10 protein-coding genes are annotated in these 14,210 nt (G+C 74.5%); 3 read left to right on the top strand and 7 right to left on the bottom strand.

Going from position 1 to position 14,210, the window contains the following annotated elements:
• Nucleotides 1-32: 32 nt before the first annotated feature.
• A complete protein-coding gene (locus tag V1258_RS13820) occupies nt 33-2,795 on the bottom strand; it encodes a S8 family serine peptidase (protein WP_329750232.1) in 2,763 nt (920 codons plus the stop codon).
• Between the two features lie 230 nt (nt 2,796-3,025).
• Here V1258_RS13820 and V1258_RS13815 point away from each other — a divergent pair, with 230 nt between their 5' ends.
• Entirely contained in the window at nt 3,026-4,615 is a 1,590-nt protein-coding gene (locus V1258_RS13815) for an aspartate:alanine exchanger family transporter (RefSeq protein WP_329750231.1), read from the top strand.
• A 24-nt stretch (nt 4,616-4,639) separates the two neighbouring features.
• Here V1258_RS13815 and V1258_RS13810 read toward each other — a convergent pair whose 3' ends face one another.
• Entirely contained in the window at nt 4,640-5,509 is an 870-nt protein-coding gene (locus V1258_RS13810) for a hypothetical protein (RefSeq protein WP_329750230.1), read from the bottom strand.
• A gap of 49 nt (nt 5,510-5,558) precedes the next feature.
• Between V1258_RS13810 and V1258_RS13805 the strand changes: the two genes are divergently transcribed.
• Complete coding sequence (locus tag V1258_RS13805) at nt 5,559-7,013, top strand: DUF2079 domain-containing protein (protein ID WP_329750229.1); 1,455 nt, start codon at nt 5,559-5,561, stop codon at nt 7,011-7,013.
• Nucleotides 7,014-7,026: 13 nt separating this feature from the next.
• On the opposite strand, the gene V1258_RS13800 is transcribed toward V1258_RS13805, so the two are convergent.
• The 4 genes from V1258_RS13800 to V1258_RS13785 all read right to left on the bottom strand — a co-directional run bounded on the left by V1258_RS13800 (nt 7,027) and on the right by V1258_RS13785 (nt 11,973).
• The gene (locus tag V1258_RS13800) at nt 7,027-7,758 is read right to left on the bottom strand and encodes a hypothetical protein (RefSeq protein ID WP_329750228.1); all 732 of its coding nucleotides are present in this window, start codon (nt 7,756-7,758) and stop codon (nt 7,027-7,029) included.
• Nucleotides 7,759-7,832: 74 nt separating this feature from the next.
• Nucleotides 7,833-9,221: an alpha/beta fold hydrolase gene (locus V1258_RS13795; protein WP_329750227.1), complete on the bottom strand. Its 1,389-nt coding sequence runs from the start codon at nt 9,219-9,221 to the stop codon at nt 7,833-7,835.
• Nucleotides 9,218-11,395: a prolyl oligopeptidase family serine peptidase gene (locus tag V1258_RS13790; protein WP_329750226.1), complete on the bottom strand. Its 2,178-nt coding sequence runs from the start codon at nt 11,393-11,395 to the stop codon at nt 9,218-9,220. Before V1258_RS13790 ends, V1258_RS13795 begins: the two co-directional genes overlap by 4 nt.
• Nucleotides 11,392-11,973 carry a hypothetical protein gene (locus V1258_RS13785; protein WP_329750225.1) on the bottom strand — a complete coding sequence of 194 codons (582 nt, stop codon included), beginning with the start codon at nt 11,971-11,973 and terminating at the stop codon, nt 11,392-11,394. Before V1258_RS13785 ends, V1258_RS13790 begins: the two co-directional genes overlap by 4 nt.
• A 66-nt stretch (nt 11,974-12,039) precedes the next feature.
• On the opposite strand from V1258_RS13785, the gene V1258_RS13780 reads away from it, so the two are divergent.
• On the top strand, nt 12,040-13,257 hold the full coding sequence (locus V1258_RS13780; protein WP_329750224.1) for a glycoside hydrolase family 3 N-terminal domain-containing protein: 1,218 nt from the start codon (nt 12,040-12,042) through the stop codon (nt 13,255-13,257).
• Between the two features lie 69 nt (nt 13,258-13,326).
• On the opposite strand, the gene thiD is transcribed toward V1258_RS13780, so the two are convergent.
• On the bottom strand, nt 13,327-14,199 hold the full coding sequence (thiD, locus tag V1258_RS13775; protein WP_329750223.1) for a bifunctional hydroxymethylpyrimidine kinase/phosphomethylpyrimidine kinase: 873 nt from the start codon (nt 14,197-14,199) through the stop codon (nt 13,327-13,329).
• Nucleotides 14,200-14,210: the final 11 nt, after the last annotated feature.

The raw sequence follows: 14,210 nt of genomic DNA, 5'->3' as shown, positions 1-14,210 counted from the left end.
AGCCGACCACCGCGGTCAGCGCATCACCGTGATCAGTGCGCCCCGGGCTTCCCGGGGGTCGGGTTCGCGATGGTGAACGTCGGCGTCCGCACGATCTCCCAGTGGTCGGGGTTCGCGGGATCGCCGAGCGGCTTCAGCACCCGCAGCTCGAGCTGGTAGGTGCCGTTCTTGACCGTCTTGGTCTTCTCGTTCTTCAGCGCGTAGGTGCCGTCCCACGCCCAGACCTCGGGCCCGGCGGTGCGGCCGAGATGGTCCACGGACAGCACCGAGCCGACGGAGGGGTTGACCGGCTTGGGCTTGCCGCCGCCGTTGAGCTGGTAGGCACGCACCTCGAAGGTCTCCACCGGGTAGGCCAGGTGGTACGCGAGGTAGGGGACGTCGCCGTCCTGCATCGTGTACTCGTGGCCGCCGTCGGCGTCGATCAGCACGCCGCCGGCGCCGTCGGACACCCCGAGGGCGGGCAGGCCGAGGCCGACCTCCTCGAGCACCGGCAGCGCCTGGTAGTCACCGGAGAGGCCCGCGAAGGGCACGACGAGATCGGCGTCGGGAGCGGTGAGGGTGATCCAGCCGCCGTAGATGATGCCGTTCTCGCCGAAGTCCTCCCCGAGGGTGACCTCGAGGTCGGCGCTGCTCCCCGCGGGGACGGTGAACTCCTCGGCGGCCGGCTCCGCGATCCCCTCGGCGGCATAGAAGGCCGGATCGAGGGTCGGAGCGCCCGTCGCGACGCCGTGGCGGACGCCGACGGTGTAGGTGACGTCCTCCGCGGAGCTGTTCTCGACTGTGACGGTCACGGTCTTCGGACCGTTATCGCCCTCGCCGAGGGAGATCGACGGCTCGGCCACCCGGGCCGTGGTGCTCGCCGCGGCGACCAGGTCGAGCATCCCCGCGCCCTGGCGGTGGACCGGCTCGAGGTAGCCCTGGTCCGGGACCAGCGACCAGGTCAGCGGATCGGCGGTGGACATCATCGCGGCCTTGACGTCGGCCGGGGAGAGGTCCGGGGTCTTCTCGAGCAGCAGCGCCGCAGCGCCCGCGACGTGCGGAGCGGCCATCGAGGTGCCGGACTTGGCGCCGTGGGCGCCCTGCTCGAGCGGGACGGTGGACCAGATCGAGCCGCCGGGGGCGGCGACGTCGGGCTTCAGCTGCAGATCCGCGGTGAGGCCGTAGGAGGAGAAGTCGGAGACGAGGCCGGCGGTCTCGTTCTCGACCACGGTGGTCCCCTCCTGCCAGGTCCAGGTGACCGCTCCGGCGGCGAGCGCCTCCTGCAGGGCGAGGCCGTCGGCCTGACCGAGCATCACCACGGGAATGGTGAGGGCGGGATCGCCCTCGACGGTCGGGTTCACGACGCCGGGGGCGTTGTCGTAGAGGATCACGGCCTCGTACCCGGCCGCCTCGCCCGCGAGGGCCTTCTCGCGGAAGGAGCAGGTGCCGCGCTCGACGAGCAGCGCCTGACCGGCCTCGGCCGGGGCCACGCCCGTGGGATCGCAGGCCTGGGCCTGCGGGGTGCCGGGCGCTCCGGCGGCGACGAGCGCGAGCTCGCCCGCGGTGGGCGGGGCCGGGGCGCCGGTGGCCGCCGAGTAGGCCACGTCGCTTCCGGCCGCGGTCGCGTAGGGCGAGCGGCGATGGGTCGAGTCGACGGAGGCGACGGTGATCGCCGAGGCGGCGACGCCCGGGGCGCCGCTCGAGAAGGTGCCGGAGGTCCCGGAGTTGCCCGCGGAGATCACGACGGTGATCCCGGCGTCGACGAGGGAGTCGGCCATCTGCGCGGTCGGGTAGTCGGGCCAGGTCATGAAGCTCGCGCCGAGGGACATGTTCACGACGTCGGCGCCGTCGGTCCGGGCCTGCTCCATGGCGGCGAGGATGACGTCGGTGTCGCTCGAGCCGTCGCAGCCGAAGATCCGGTACGCGAGGAGGTCCGCCTCGGGGGCGACACCGGTGACCTCGCCGTCGGCGCCGACGATGCCCGCGACGTGGGTGCCGTGGCCGCCGCAGTCGTCGGGGAAGGCGTCGGGCGCGGCGGGCACCCCGGTCGAGGAGTCGTAGGCGTCGCCCACATAGTCGTAGCCGCCCACGACGCGATCGTTCGGGAAGTCCGCGGTCTCGTCATCGGTGCCGGAGCCGCCGAGATCGGGGTGGTTGTAGTCGATGCCGGAGTCGATGATCGCGACGCGGACCCCGTCACCGCTCAGCCCCTCGACCTCCTGCAGGACATCCGCGCCGGTCATGGCGTTGGCGGGGGCGTCCTCGGGGGAGGTCGCGGCGGGCTCGGGCGCCTCGACCGCGAGCACCGGGAAGACGGCCTCGACGCCGGCGACGCCGCGCAGGGCGGCCACGTCGGCATCGGACATGTTGACGGTCATGCCGTTCCAGCCGCCGGTGAAGGAGCGCTCGACCTCGAGGTCGATGGCGAGGTCGGCGGCGCGCTGCTGCACCTGCTCCTGCGCGGTGGTGTTCGCGCGCGCGGAGCCGCCCTGCAGCACCGGATCACCGGCGACCTGCACGAACCAGCGGCCGGGGATGGCCTCGGCGGAGCCGTCCAGCAGCTCGTCCTGCACGGGGACGTCGACGCCGAGCTCCGAGGCGGTGCCGAGCGGGGTCAGGTCCCCGGGGTCGGCGAGCGCGGCGGGGGCCGTGAGGAGCCCGGCCACGAGCGCGCCGCCCGCGGTGCCGGCGGCGAGGGTTCGGCCCCAGCGACGACGGCCGAGGGCGCGGTCGACGGCGGCGGCATCGGGGGCGCGGCCCGACGAGGGGTCGGGTGCGGGGTCGGGAGAGGGTGGGGAAAGCGGGCTGAACGGCATCGGCGGTCCTCCGGTCGGGGGTGGTCGGTGCGCCGCGCGTCCTCGCGCCCGGGAGGGGGTCCCGACGCGCACCGGTGGGGGCAGTCAAGCGGCTCCGACCGGTGACCGGGCGGAAACCTGAAGATCCACTGACACCGTTACCGGAACGTCACCTTCGGGTGGAGGTGACGTTCCGATCACCTCACCCTCGTGACCTGCGATGACAGCCCTCGCGGGACTAGCCTCAGAGCATGCTCGACCTCCTCGCCGCCACTCCCGTCCTGACCCTCGTCCTGGTGATGGCGGCCGGATCGGCGCTCGGCGCCCTCCGCCTCGGCCCGCTCCGGCTCGGCGCCGCGGGCGCCCTGTTCGTCGGCCTCGCCGTCGGCGCCCTCGACCCGCGCCTCGGCGAGGGTCTGGACCTGCTGCAGGCCGTGGGCCTGGCCCTCTTCGTCTACACCACGGGGCTCGCCGCCGGGGCGAGCGTGCTGCGCGATCTGCGCACCCAGACCCGACTGCTGCTCGCGGCCAGCATGCTGCTGGTCCTCACCGGTGCGCTCGCCCTCGGGGCCGGCAGCCTGCTGGGCCTCTCCCCCGGTCTCCTGGGCGGGATGGTCTCGGGCATGACCACCGCCTCCCCGGCGCTGGACACCGCGACCCGGACTCTCGACGGCTCCCCCGAGCCGGCCGTCGGCTTCGCGATCGCCTATCCCGTCGGCGTGATCGTCGCCCTCCTCGTGCTCTCCGCCGTCGGCCGACGCCCCCTGCCGGGCCGCCGCGACCCCGCCCCCGCCTCCGCCGCCGGGCTGCGGACCGCGACCGTCGAGCTCGACCGGGCGCTGCGGGTCCAGGAGATCCCCGGGATCGCGGCGCGCGCGGGAGGCCGGGGCGGGCAGCTGCGCATGTCCTATCTGCTGCGGGACGGGGCGGTGCGGGTCGCCCTGCCCGAGGACGACCTCCGGGTGGGCGACCACCTGCTGCTCGTGGGCGCCCCCGAGGCGATCGACCGGGCCGTCTCCCACCTCGGCCGCCTCGCCCCGGGGGACCTCGCCGACGACCGCTCGGTGGTCGACTACCGCCGGTGGGTGGTCTCCAATCCCGAGGTGGCCGGGCGCACCGTCGCCCAGCTGCGGATCCCCAGCCGATTCGGCGGCATCATCACCCGGGTGCGCCGGGGCGACCGCGACCTGCTGGCGCTGCCCGACATGCGCCTCCAGCTCGGCGACCGGGTGCGGGTGGTCGTACCCCGCGAGCGGATGGGCGAGCTGTCCTCCCTGTTCGGCGACTCGGAGCGGCGGATCACCGAGGTCGACTGGATCAGCGTGGGTCTCGGGATCGCCCTCGGCATCCTCGCGGGCCTCGTGAGCATCCCGCTGGGCGGCGGAGCGAGCCTCGCCCTCGGGGCGGCCGCCGGTCCGCTCGTGGTGGGCCTGGTGCTGGGACGGCTCGAGCGCACCGGACCGCTGATCTGGACCATCCCCGGCTCCGCGAACCTCACCATCCGCCAGCTCGGCCTGGTCCTCTTCCTCGCGACGGTCGGCCTCGCGAGCGGCGAGAGCTTCGCCGAGACCGCGCCGAGCCGCACGGGCCTGCTCGTCGCGCTGCTCGCCGCGGGGCTCACCGCCGCGTCGTTGCTCGCCCTCTGGGGCGTCGGGCGCTGGGCGGGGATGTCCGCGCCGCGCACCCTCGGGGCGCTCGCGGGCTTCATCGGGCAGCCGGTGCTCATGGGGCACGTGGCCACGTTCACCGACGACGAGCGCGCCGAGTCCGGTTACTCCGCCCTGTTCGCCGTGGGCATGGTGGTCAAGATCCTCGTCGTGCAGCTGATCGTGCTGTGGTGAGCGGAGACGCCGAGCGCTGCGGGCTCAGCCTTCGGTCTCGCGGTGCAGCACCAGCTCCCCGGGATCGGGGAGCAGGAACCCCGGGGACGCCATCTCCTCGAGCGCCCGGTCCAGATACGGGTCGTCCAACGTGTCCGACGGCTCCTCGCCGAGCATCACGCTGAGCATCGCGAGCGCGCCCTCGGAGATCGTCAGCTCGAGCGCGTAGTCCCGACCGCCGCGACGGAAGCGCCCGGTCACCGGCCAGGTCTGCTGATGCGGCACGGCGCGGCGACGGGGCGCGGCGACCTCGAGCGGAAGATCGGAGGTGGCGTAGCCGGGGTCGACCGCGCGGACCGTCTCCAGCTGCTCGCGCAGCGCCGCCGCGCCGGGGAGGTCCACGCCGTCGGGCCCCGGCGCGAGCAGCGCCTCGAGCAGCGCCCGGGCCTCCGCCGGCAGCTCCTGCGACTCGCTCTCGGAGAAGACCTCCTCGAGGGAGCCCCAACGCTCCCCGCCGAGCGGACCCGGCAGCGCGTACGCGGCGACGGTCCCGAGCACCCCGACCGCGGCCAGCACGGGGCGCGGCCGGGAGACGCCCGCCCGGCGCAGGAAGTCCACGAGCAGTCCGTCGGCGGCCTCGGCGAGGTCCATCAGGCCGAGGGTCGCCCCGCCGGTGACCACGCCGTCCCGCACCGGATCCAGCAGCGCGCCCGAGGTGCGCGCGGTGTCGGCCGCGAGCAGCCCGCTCACCGCGGCGACGCCCACCCGATAGGCACCGCGGCCGAGCGGCCCGAGGCGACGCGGCTCGACGAGGGTGAGGGCGCCGACGGCACCGGCCAGCAGGCCGACGCGCACCAGCCGACGGGGGTCGCCGAAAGGCTCGGGGCGGGGCGCGGCCGGGGAGGGGGTGCTCATGGCCGCAGTGTAGGTCCGTTACCCGGGAGGGCCCCGCTACCCTCACGGGGTGACCTCCACCGCCCCGATCGCGCCCTCCGCCGAGCTCGCGGTCGAGGACCGCGCGACCCGCTGGACGCGGCGCCTGGTCCCCGTCGCGCTCGCCCTCGCGGCGACCCTCGTCTACGGCCTGCTCGGCTCGCAGCAGTTCCGCACCCTCGTCACGCACTCCTGGGACCTGGGGATCTTCACCCAGCTGGCCCGGGCCTACGGGGAGCTGCGCGCCCCGATCGTGCCGATCAAGGGCGACGGGGCGAACCTCCTCGGCGACCACTTCCATCCGATCCTGGTGCTGCTCGCCCCGGTGTGGTGGGTGTGGCCGAGCGGGGAGGCGCTGCTGTGGGCCCAGGCCGCGCTGCTCGGCGGCTCGGCGATCCCCCTGACCCGGCTCGCGATCGACCGGCTCGGGCCGGTCACCGGGTCGGTCGCGGGAGGCGCCGCCGTGTTCTCCTTCGGTCTGCAGTCGGCCGCCGCCGTGCAGTTCCACGAGATCGCGTTCGCGGTGCCGCTGCTCGCCCTGTCCCTGACCGCGCTGCTGCGGGAGCGGACCGTCGCGGCGATCCTCTGGGCCGCTCCGCTGGTCTTCGTGAAGGAGGACCTCGGACTCACGGTCGCCGTGCTCGGCGGGATCATCGCCCTCCGCGCCCGGGAGCACCGGTGGGGCGGGCTGGGGCTCACCTGCTGGGGCGTCGGCTGGTTCGTGCTGTCGACCTTCGTGATCCTGCCGCTGCTGAACACCGCCGGCCAGTACGACTACACCGACAACCTCGGCTCACCGCTCGACGTCCTGGGACCTCCCGTGAAGTGGGTGACGGTGGGGATGCTGCTGCTCTCGGCGGGCATCATCGGCGCGCGCTCCCCGCTGATCCTGCTCATGCTGCCCACCCTCGCCTGGCGCTTCACCGGAACGGTCAGCTTCTACTGGGAGTGGTACTGGCACTACAACGCGGTGCTCGTGCCGATCGCGCTCGCCGCCCTGCTCGACGCGCTCGGCGACCGCCGCACCGGCCGGGCCACCGCGCTCCGGCGCCGGGACGCGCCGCGGCCCGGGCCCGAGGTGCGCACCGCCGCTGTCGCCGCGACAGCGGCCGCGACCTTGCTGCTGGGGAGCCAGATGCCGATCCTCGACGTCCTCCGGCCCGCGAAATGGGAGGCGAGCTGGCGGGCGGAACCGGCGGCGGGAGCGCTCGCCGCGGTGCCCGACGACACCGTGCTCTCCGTCGACATCACCCTCATGGCCCAGGCCGTCCCCGATCACGACGTGCAGTGGGTGCACGGGTCGAACCAGCGGGTGCCGGACTGCGTGCTGGTGGACGTCTACGCCTTCTCCTGGGGCGGGAAGCAGCCGGCCGACGTCGCCTCGTGGGCGGGCGAGGAGTGGGGCGAGGCCTTCGAGACCCGCTACGACGAGGGCGGCTTCGTGGTCGCCTGCCGGGACGGGGTGCCCCGCACGCAGGCGACCTGAGGCACGGGAGGGATCAGCCCCCGAGTCCGCCGCCCGCGCCGTCACTGGAGGACTCGGACGCGGCGGTGGTCTGATCGTCCGCGGGGGGCGTCGAGGCGGACGGCTCGACAGGGGGCTCCGGGTCCTCGGTGGACTCCGGATCCACGGCCGGCGGGTCCTCGGGCTCCGGATCCTCGGGCTCGGGGTCCTCGGGCTGCGGATCCGGGGTGGGGTCGGTCGGCTGCTCGGAGGGCGGGGTCGAGTCGGTCGGGGTGCCGGGATCCGACGGCTCCGCGGACCCGCCGTCGTTGCCGGAGTTGCTACCGCCGTCGTTGCCGCCGTTGCTGCCGGACTTGTTGCCGCCGGAGTTGTTGCCGCCGCGCGATCCGCCGCCCGAGTCCTCGGCCGGTGCCGGGGCGACGGTCTCCTCCGGGGCGGGCGCCTGGGTGCTGGGGACGGCGGTCGTGGGGCTCGGCGCGGGCGTCGTGCTGGGCGCGCTCGGGGTGGTCTCGCCGCCGCCGTCGGAGGGAGCGGGACCCTCGGGGGCGGGCTCGATCACCTCGTGCGACGCGAGCTCCTGCTCGGAGGGACGGGCGGTGGGGGCGTTCCGGTCGCCTGCGAGGGCGCCGAGGGGCCCGGCGCCGGCGAGACCGAAGCCAGTGAGGGTGCCGACGGTGATCACGCTCGCCGCGGCGAGGCTCATCGTCGCCCACGGCCGACGCCGCGCCGGCACCTCGCTGCGGATTCCGGTGGCCCGTCGTGCCATCTCTCCCCCTGTGGCTCCCGCGATGCTCCCCGCGGACTCGTCCCGTCGCTGCCTGCGGGATCGCTCCCTCTGGGTCAGGGTAGATCCGCGGGCCGCGGAACGGAACGATTCGCGTCGGGAGTCACGGTGCGCGGATCCTCCCGCAGCGCCCGGGCGCTCTCCCGGCGCAGCCGCCATGGCGACAGCCGCTCCGCGGCGAGGGCCAGCTGGAGCCCTTTGGACAGCGCGAGGTCGACCGGGGCGGCGGGCAGGGTCGCGAGGGCCGCCGCGTGCTGCGGCAGCAGTGAGGCGGCCCCGGCGGCGCTCCACCGCAGCGCGATCTGGGCGACCTGGCTGCGGGTGTCGAGCAGCGAGTGCCGCGCCCGCGGGATCTCCAGCAGTACGGCGCCGTCGATCCGCTCGGCGAGCGCCCGCGAGATGCAGGGCGGGGTGATGAGGTCCTCGGAGCCGACGAGCACGAGGGTCGGCGCGGTGATCGTGCGGGACAGCGCGTGCACGTCGAGCGCCTCCCATGCGAACGGGGGCACCGCTCGCGCCTCGTCGGCCGCGAGCAGCAGCGGGTCCATCGGCCCGCCGTCGGCGCCGGACCCCTGTCCGAGCTCGGTGTGGGCGAGCCGCGCGATCAGGTCGTGCTCCATCACGAAGGGGGTGGACTGCAGCCACCCCTGGTTGAGGACCTGGCGCACGCTGGACCAGGTGAGGCTCCCCCGCCCGAGGGCGAGGAGATCGACCAGATCGCGCACCGCGGCGGTGCCGCCGTGCTCGTGGACGGCGAGCAGCACCGGGCCCGCGCGCTGCGCGTCGACGATGTCCTCGTCGGCGAGCCGGCGGAGGGCCGCGGCGATCGAGGAGGTCGCGGGGACGGCCCCGGTCCAGTAGTGCTCGCGCAGCGCCCGCTGCCCGATCCTCTCGTCGTCCGCGGAGGTGAGCGGGGAGTCGAGCACGAGCGAGTGCACCCGGTCCGGATGCCGGGCGGCGAGGATCTGCGCCAGGTAGGCGCCGTAGCCGGTGCCGAGCACGGCCACCCGCTCGACCCGCGCGTGGTCCAGCACGGCGAGCACGTCCCCGAGCACCTCCTCGAGGGTGACGGCCTCGGCCGGGAGGTCCTCGCCGCGGGCGTCGAGGCGGGAGAAGCCCACCCCGCGATGCTCCATCATCAGCACGTCCAGCCCACGACCCGCGAGACTGCGGCGGAGCACGTCATAGGGCAGCACCGAGGCGCGGCCGGGCCCGTCGGGCAGGATCAGCACCGGCACCTCGGCGCCGCCGGGCTCCTCCGCGGCGGACCGCCGCCAGCGCCGATGCGGCGGGCGCGGGGTTGCCCGGGCGTAGCGCAGGGGGAACAGCTCGGGCCGACCGGTGCGGATCTCGCGGTAGACCGTCATGAGGTCGTTGCGGACCTGCAGCAGGTCATCCTGCGTCGGCCGCTCGAGGAGGTCGACGCGGTGGGAGCGCGGGCTCATCGAGCGCGGCTCCCGCCCGCCCCCAGGGTGTCCCAGAGGAAGGTGTAGAGGAGCGCGTTCATACGGGCGGCCTGCTCGTTCGTCGCCGCTCCGCCGTGGCCGCCCTCGATGTTCTCCCACGAGCGCACGTCGGCCCCGAGGGACTCGAGGGCGGCCGCGAACTTGCGGGCGTGCCCCGGATGCACCCGGTCGTCGCGCGTCGAGGTGAGCAGGAAGGTCGGCGGGTAGTCGACGCCCTCGGCGAGCAGGTGGTACGGGCTGAAGCTGCGCACGAACTCCCAGTCCTCGGTGTCCGGGTCCCCGTACTCCGCCATCCAGGAGGCCCCCGCGAGGAGGTGGCTGTAGCGCTTCATGTCCAGCAGCGGCACCTGGATGATCACGGCGCCGAACAGCTCGGGGTACTGCGTGAGCATGTTGCCGGTGAGGAGACCGCCGTTCGATCCGCCGCGCACGGCCAGGTGCTCCCGGTCGGTGATGCCCCGCTCGACGAGGTCCCGGGCGACCGAGGCGAAATCCTCGTAGGCGCGGTGGCGGTTCTCCCGCAGGGCGGCCTGGTGCCAGCGCGGACCGTACTCGCCGCCGCCGCGGATGTTGGCGAGCACGTAGGTGCCGCCGCGCTCGAGCCACGCCTTGCCGATCGCGCCGAGATAGGACGGGGTCAACGAGATCTCGAAGCCGCCGTAGCCGTACAGCAGGGTGGGGCGGGGCGCCGACTGCTCAGCCGGCTCTCCCGCCTGCGAGATCTCGAAGTACGGGACGCGGGTGCCGTCGTCGCTGGTCGCGAAGTGCTGGACCACCTCGAGCCCCTCGGCGTCGAAGCGGGCGGGGGTGGCCTTGATCGTCTCGAGCGGCCCGGCGGGCCCGCCGGCGGGGATCTCGGCGAGATCGCCGAGCAGGAGGGTCGTCGGCTCCAGGAAGCCCGAGACCGTCACCCAGACCTCGTCGGACTCGTCCGCGTCGACCGCGGAGACCGAGAGGGAGCCCTGCAGCTCGGGGTAGAGGTCCTGACGGATCCACTGCCCGTCCTCGTCGCGGTGGTGGACCTCGAGACGGTGGACCACGTCCTCCAGGATCGCGAGCACCACGGTGCTGCGCGTGATGGTCATGTCCGCGAGGGAGGAGCTCTCCGTCGGCTCGAAGAGGACGTGCAACGACGGCTCCCCCGCGAGGAAGGCGTCGAAGTCGCCGACCACGAGCGATCCGGCCGGGAACACCGCCTCGCCGACCTGCCAGTCGCTGCGCGGGCTGAAGATCCCCAGGTCGCGGTGCGCGTTCGCCTCGAGGTCGCGGGGGACGTCGAGGGCGGTGAGCACGGGCGGCTGCTCGGAGCGGTCCGCGAGATGGACCGTCTGGTCGTAGAACGCATGCGCCTGGACCACCCAGTCCCGCTCCCAGCCCGGCGTCGAGTCGTGGGCGACGAAGACGGCCATGTCGTCCTCGGCCGCCTCGTGGACCAGCTCGGCCTCCTCGAGCGGGGTGCCGCGGCGCCACAACCGCGCCTGTCGGGCATAGCCCGAGGTGGTCAGCGTGCCCTCGCCGAAGTCGGTGGAGACCCACACGGTGTCCTCGTCGATCCAGCTCACGGAGCCCTTCGCGGCGGGGCGCAGGAACCCGCCGTCGGCCGGGTCCACGAAGGACAGCGTCTCGAGGTCGAACTCGCGGGTGACGTCGGCGTCGGAGCCGCCGTGGGAGAGGTCCACGAGCGCCCGACGGTACGGCTCGCCCTCGGCGGCGCCCGCGGGACGCAGCAGGCGCGCGCCGTGCCACACCCAGTCCTCGCCCTCGGCCTCGTTGAGGGCGTCGACGTCCAGCAGGACCTCCCACTCGGGCTCCTCGGTGCGGTACGAGGCGAGGGTGGTGCGCCGCCACAGGCCGCGCTCGTGCTCCGCGTCGGTCCACACGTTGTAGAGGTGCTCGCCGCGCTTGACCACGCCCGGGATGCGGTCGGTGGCATCGAGGATCTCGAGGATCTCGCGCTGCAGGGTCGCGGCGAGCGGGGCGCCGTCCGGGTCGAGCGGGTCGCGGACGGCGTCGAGCTCGGACTCGGCCGCGGCGTTGCGCGCGCGGACCGCCGCGAGCGCCTCCTCCCCGGTGACCTCCTCGAGCCAGAGGTGCGGGTCCGCGGAGCCGTCGGCGGCGGGGAGCTGGGGGCCGGTCGTCGGCTCAGCGGTCATCGGTTCTCCTTCATTGCGGTGGTGAAGTCGGTGAGCACGGACGTCCAGACGGATTTCCAGGCCTCGCGGCTCTCGGCCGATTCCAGACCCTTGTGCTCGATACCGAGGGTCGAGCGGGCGGTCTCGCCCGCGCCGTCCTTGGCGGTGATGTTGATGGAGAGGCGGCTGCCGTCCGAGACGGCGGTGCGCCAGTAGCGCCAGGAGGCGGTGTCTGTGAGAGTCGGCGCGGCGAGCCCGAGCTCCTCGCGGCGCTCGGCGGTGCAGAAGGCGTCCCAGGCGTCGCGCACGGCGTCCGGATCCCCGGGGACGGTGCGGGAGGCGGAGGCGGAGAAGTCGCCCTCGCAGCTCTGTCCCTCCACGCGTCGGCCAATCAGCTGCTCGTAGGCGACGGTGACCCCCTGCGCCCACCAACCGTCCACGCCCCAGCGCTCGACGAGCATCCGCGCGGTCGCCGTGTGGTCGAGATCCCGGGCGCCCGCGTCGTCGAGCCGCTCGGCCCAGACCGCGAGAGCGGTGCCGGTCCCGGACTCGATCGACGCGGCACGGGGATGCTCCGCGGGCGGGTTCGTGAAGGTCATGCGGGCCAGCCTACGGCGTGGACGGGTGGGGCAGGTCACGTCCCGGGGCCGTGGAAGACTGGCCGCATGCGCCGCCGACAGCTCCTGGCCCTCGCACCCTTCGCCGCGCTCACGGCCTGCACCGCCGCTCCGAATCCGGGCGACGGCGAGGGCTCCGCCTCGGAGGGCGGTTCCGCGTCCGACGGGGGCTCCGACGGGCCGGCTCAGGAGCCGAACGCCTCCCCCACGACGGCCGACCCCACGACCGAGCCCCCCAGCGCCGCCGATCGCCTCCTCGAGGAGCTGGACGATCGGGAGATCGCCGGACAGCTGGTGCTCGTCGGCCACGCCGTCGGCACCGAGCTGCCCGCGGAGGTGTTCACGGAGCATCACGCCGGCGGGGTCTTCCTGCTGCAGCGCTGGGAGAGCGCCGAGCAGGTCGACCGCGCCGTCGCCCGTGCCCGGGAGCTCTCCCGTCCCGACCTGCCGCCGCTGCTCGCGGTGGACCAGGAGGGCGGGCAGGTGCGCATGCTGCGCGGGGACGCCGCCCGGAGGACCCCGTCGGCCGAGGAGCTCGGCGAGCAGGGGCCGGAGGCCGTCACCGAGGCGTACACCAGCATCGGCGAGGATCTCGCCGCCCGCGGGATCGGGGTCGCCCTCGCCCCCGTCGCGGACGTCGTCGATCCCGCCCTGGGAGACGGGAACGAACCGGTCGGGGCCCTCGATCGCGGCTTCGGCACCGATCCGGAAGCGGTCGGCGCGTGCGTGGCCGCCGCGGTGCGGGCGCTCGACGAGCAGGGTGTCGCCGCGACCCTCAAGCACTTCCCGGGCCTCGGCCGGGTCGAGCAGAACACCGATTTTTCCGCCGAGGGCATCGAGGATGCGGAGACGTCCCCGGAGGACCCGTTCCTGGGCTCCTTCACGGCCGGGATCGACGCGGGCGCGCCGCTGGTGATGATGTCCTCCGCGGTCTACCCGCGGATCGAGCCCGACGTCCCGGCGATGTTCTCCCGCGCCGCGGTCCAGGGCCTGCTGCGCGATCAGCTCGGCTTCACGGGCCTCGTGGTCACCGACGACATCGGCGCCGCGAAGGCCGTCGCCGACGTCCCCGTCGCCGAGCGGGCCACGCGGCTGCTCGAGGCGGGCGGCGACGTGGTGCTCACGGCCGACCCGACCCTCACCGGCCAGCTGGTCGACGCGATCCTCGAGTGGGCCGCGCGCGGTGAGGAGGAGGCGCGCCGCGTGCGGGAGTCGGCCGGGCGGATGCTCGCCCTCAAGGAGCGCCAGGGGCTGCTGGAGGGCTGATCCGGGCGGACGGGAACCGTCGAAGCGCAGTCAGGAGTCCGTCGGGGCTCCGACGGGACGTGGACCGGCTCAGTCCTTGTCGAGCGTGATCAGCTGGTTGACGACCTGGGCCCCGCCCCCGCGGGTCAGGCGCCAGCCCTCCGCGTTCTCGAGGGCGCTCGCGAGGAACTCCTTCGCGGAGGCGACGATGGTGACCATGTCGTCGTCGCGCCCGGGGGCGCCGATCTCCGTGAGCTCCCCGGCACGCTCGAACTCGGCGATGCGGGCGAGCTGCGCGGCGATCGCGGCGGAGAGGGTCGCCCCCGCGCCGCGCACCGAGCGGTCCGCCCGGCGACGCGCCCGGAGCAGGTCGGTGCCACCGTCGTGGACCAGGACGTCCACGGCGTCCTCCCCGTCGAGGCCGCCGCCGGTGATCAGCACCGTCGACGGTCCCAGGGCGCGCAGGGCCAGGGCCTGCTCGCGCATCTCGTCGATCGAGGTGGCTCGGGCGCGGCCCAGCAGCTGCGCCGCCTCCGCGATGTTCGGGGTGAGCACGTGCACCAGCGGCAGCAGCTGCTCGCGCATCGCCGCGGCGCCCTGGGCGGAGATCAGGGCGGTGCCGTCACTCGAGGTCATCACCGGATCCAGCAGCAGCCGCCCCAGCCGCGTCCCGTGGGCGCGGATCGCCTCGGCGACGGTGCCGACCACGGCCGCGCTGCCGAGCACCCCGATCTTGGTGACGTCGAGCAGGAGATCCTCGGCGACCGCGTCGATCTGCGCCCGGACCAGATCCGCGGGGAGGTAGTGGACGGCGCGCGAGCCCTGCGGGTTCACCGCCTGCACGAGGGTCACGGCGCTCGCGCCGTAGGAGCCCAGCGCCGTGAGGGTCTTGAGATCCGCCTGGATGCCCGAGGCACCGTCGGAGTCGGAGGCGGAGATGGTCAGGACCAGGGGCGGGCGCATGCGGACTCCGT

The sequence above is a fragment of the Brachybacterium sp. J153 genome (genome assembly GCF_036311905.1).
Taxonomy (GTDB): Bacteria; Actinomycetota; Actinomycetes; order Actinomycetales; family Dermabacteraceae; genus Brachybacterium.
Note: the sequence above shows the minus strand (reverse complement) of the source record. Positions and strands in the feature narration are given on the sequence as shown.

What these genes read in the sequence shown, in the direction of transcription:
- V1258_RS13820 (WP_329750232.1), bottom strand. Translation starts at nt 2,795, where the DNA reads ATGCCGTTCAGCCCGCTTTCCCCACCCTCTCCCGACCCCGCACCCGAC.
- V1258_RS13815 (WP_329750231.1), top strand. Translation starts at nt 3,026, where the DNA reads ATGCTCGACCTCCTCGCCGCCACTCCCGTCCTGACCCTCGTCCTGGTG.
- V1258_RS13810 (WP_329750230.1), bottom strand. Translation starts at nt 5,509, where the DNA reads ATGAGCACCCCCTCCCCGGCCGCGCCCCGCCCCGAGCCTTTCGGCGAC.
- V1258_RS13800 (WP_329750228.1), bottom strand. Translation starts at nt 7,758, where the DNA reads ATGGCACGACGGGCCACCGGAATCCGCAGCGAGGTGCCGGCGCGGCGT.
- V1258_RS13795 (WP_329750227.1), bottom strand. Translation starts at nt 9,221, where the DNA reads ATGAGCCCGCGCTCCCACCGCGTCGACCTCCTCGAGCGGCCGACGCAG.
- V1258_RS13790 (WP_329750226.1), bottom strand. Translation starts at nt 11,395, where the DNA reads ATGACCGCTGAGCCGACGACCGGCCCCCAGCTCCCCGCCGCCGACGGC.
- V1258_RS13785 (WP_329750225.1), bottom strand. Translation starts at nt 11,973, where the DNA reads ATGACCTTCACGAACCCGCCCGCGGAGCATCCCCGTGCCGCGTCGATC.
- V1258_RS13780 (WP_329750224.1), top strand. Translation starts at nt 12,040, where the DNA reads ATGCGCCGCCGACAGCTCCTGGCCCTCGCACCCTTCGCCGCGCTCACG.
- thiD (WP_329750223.1), bottom strand. Translation starts at nt 14,199, where the DNA reads ATGCGCCCGCCCCTGGTCCTGACCATCTCCGCCTCCGACTCCGACGGT.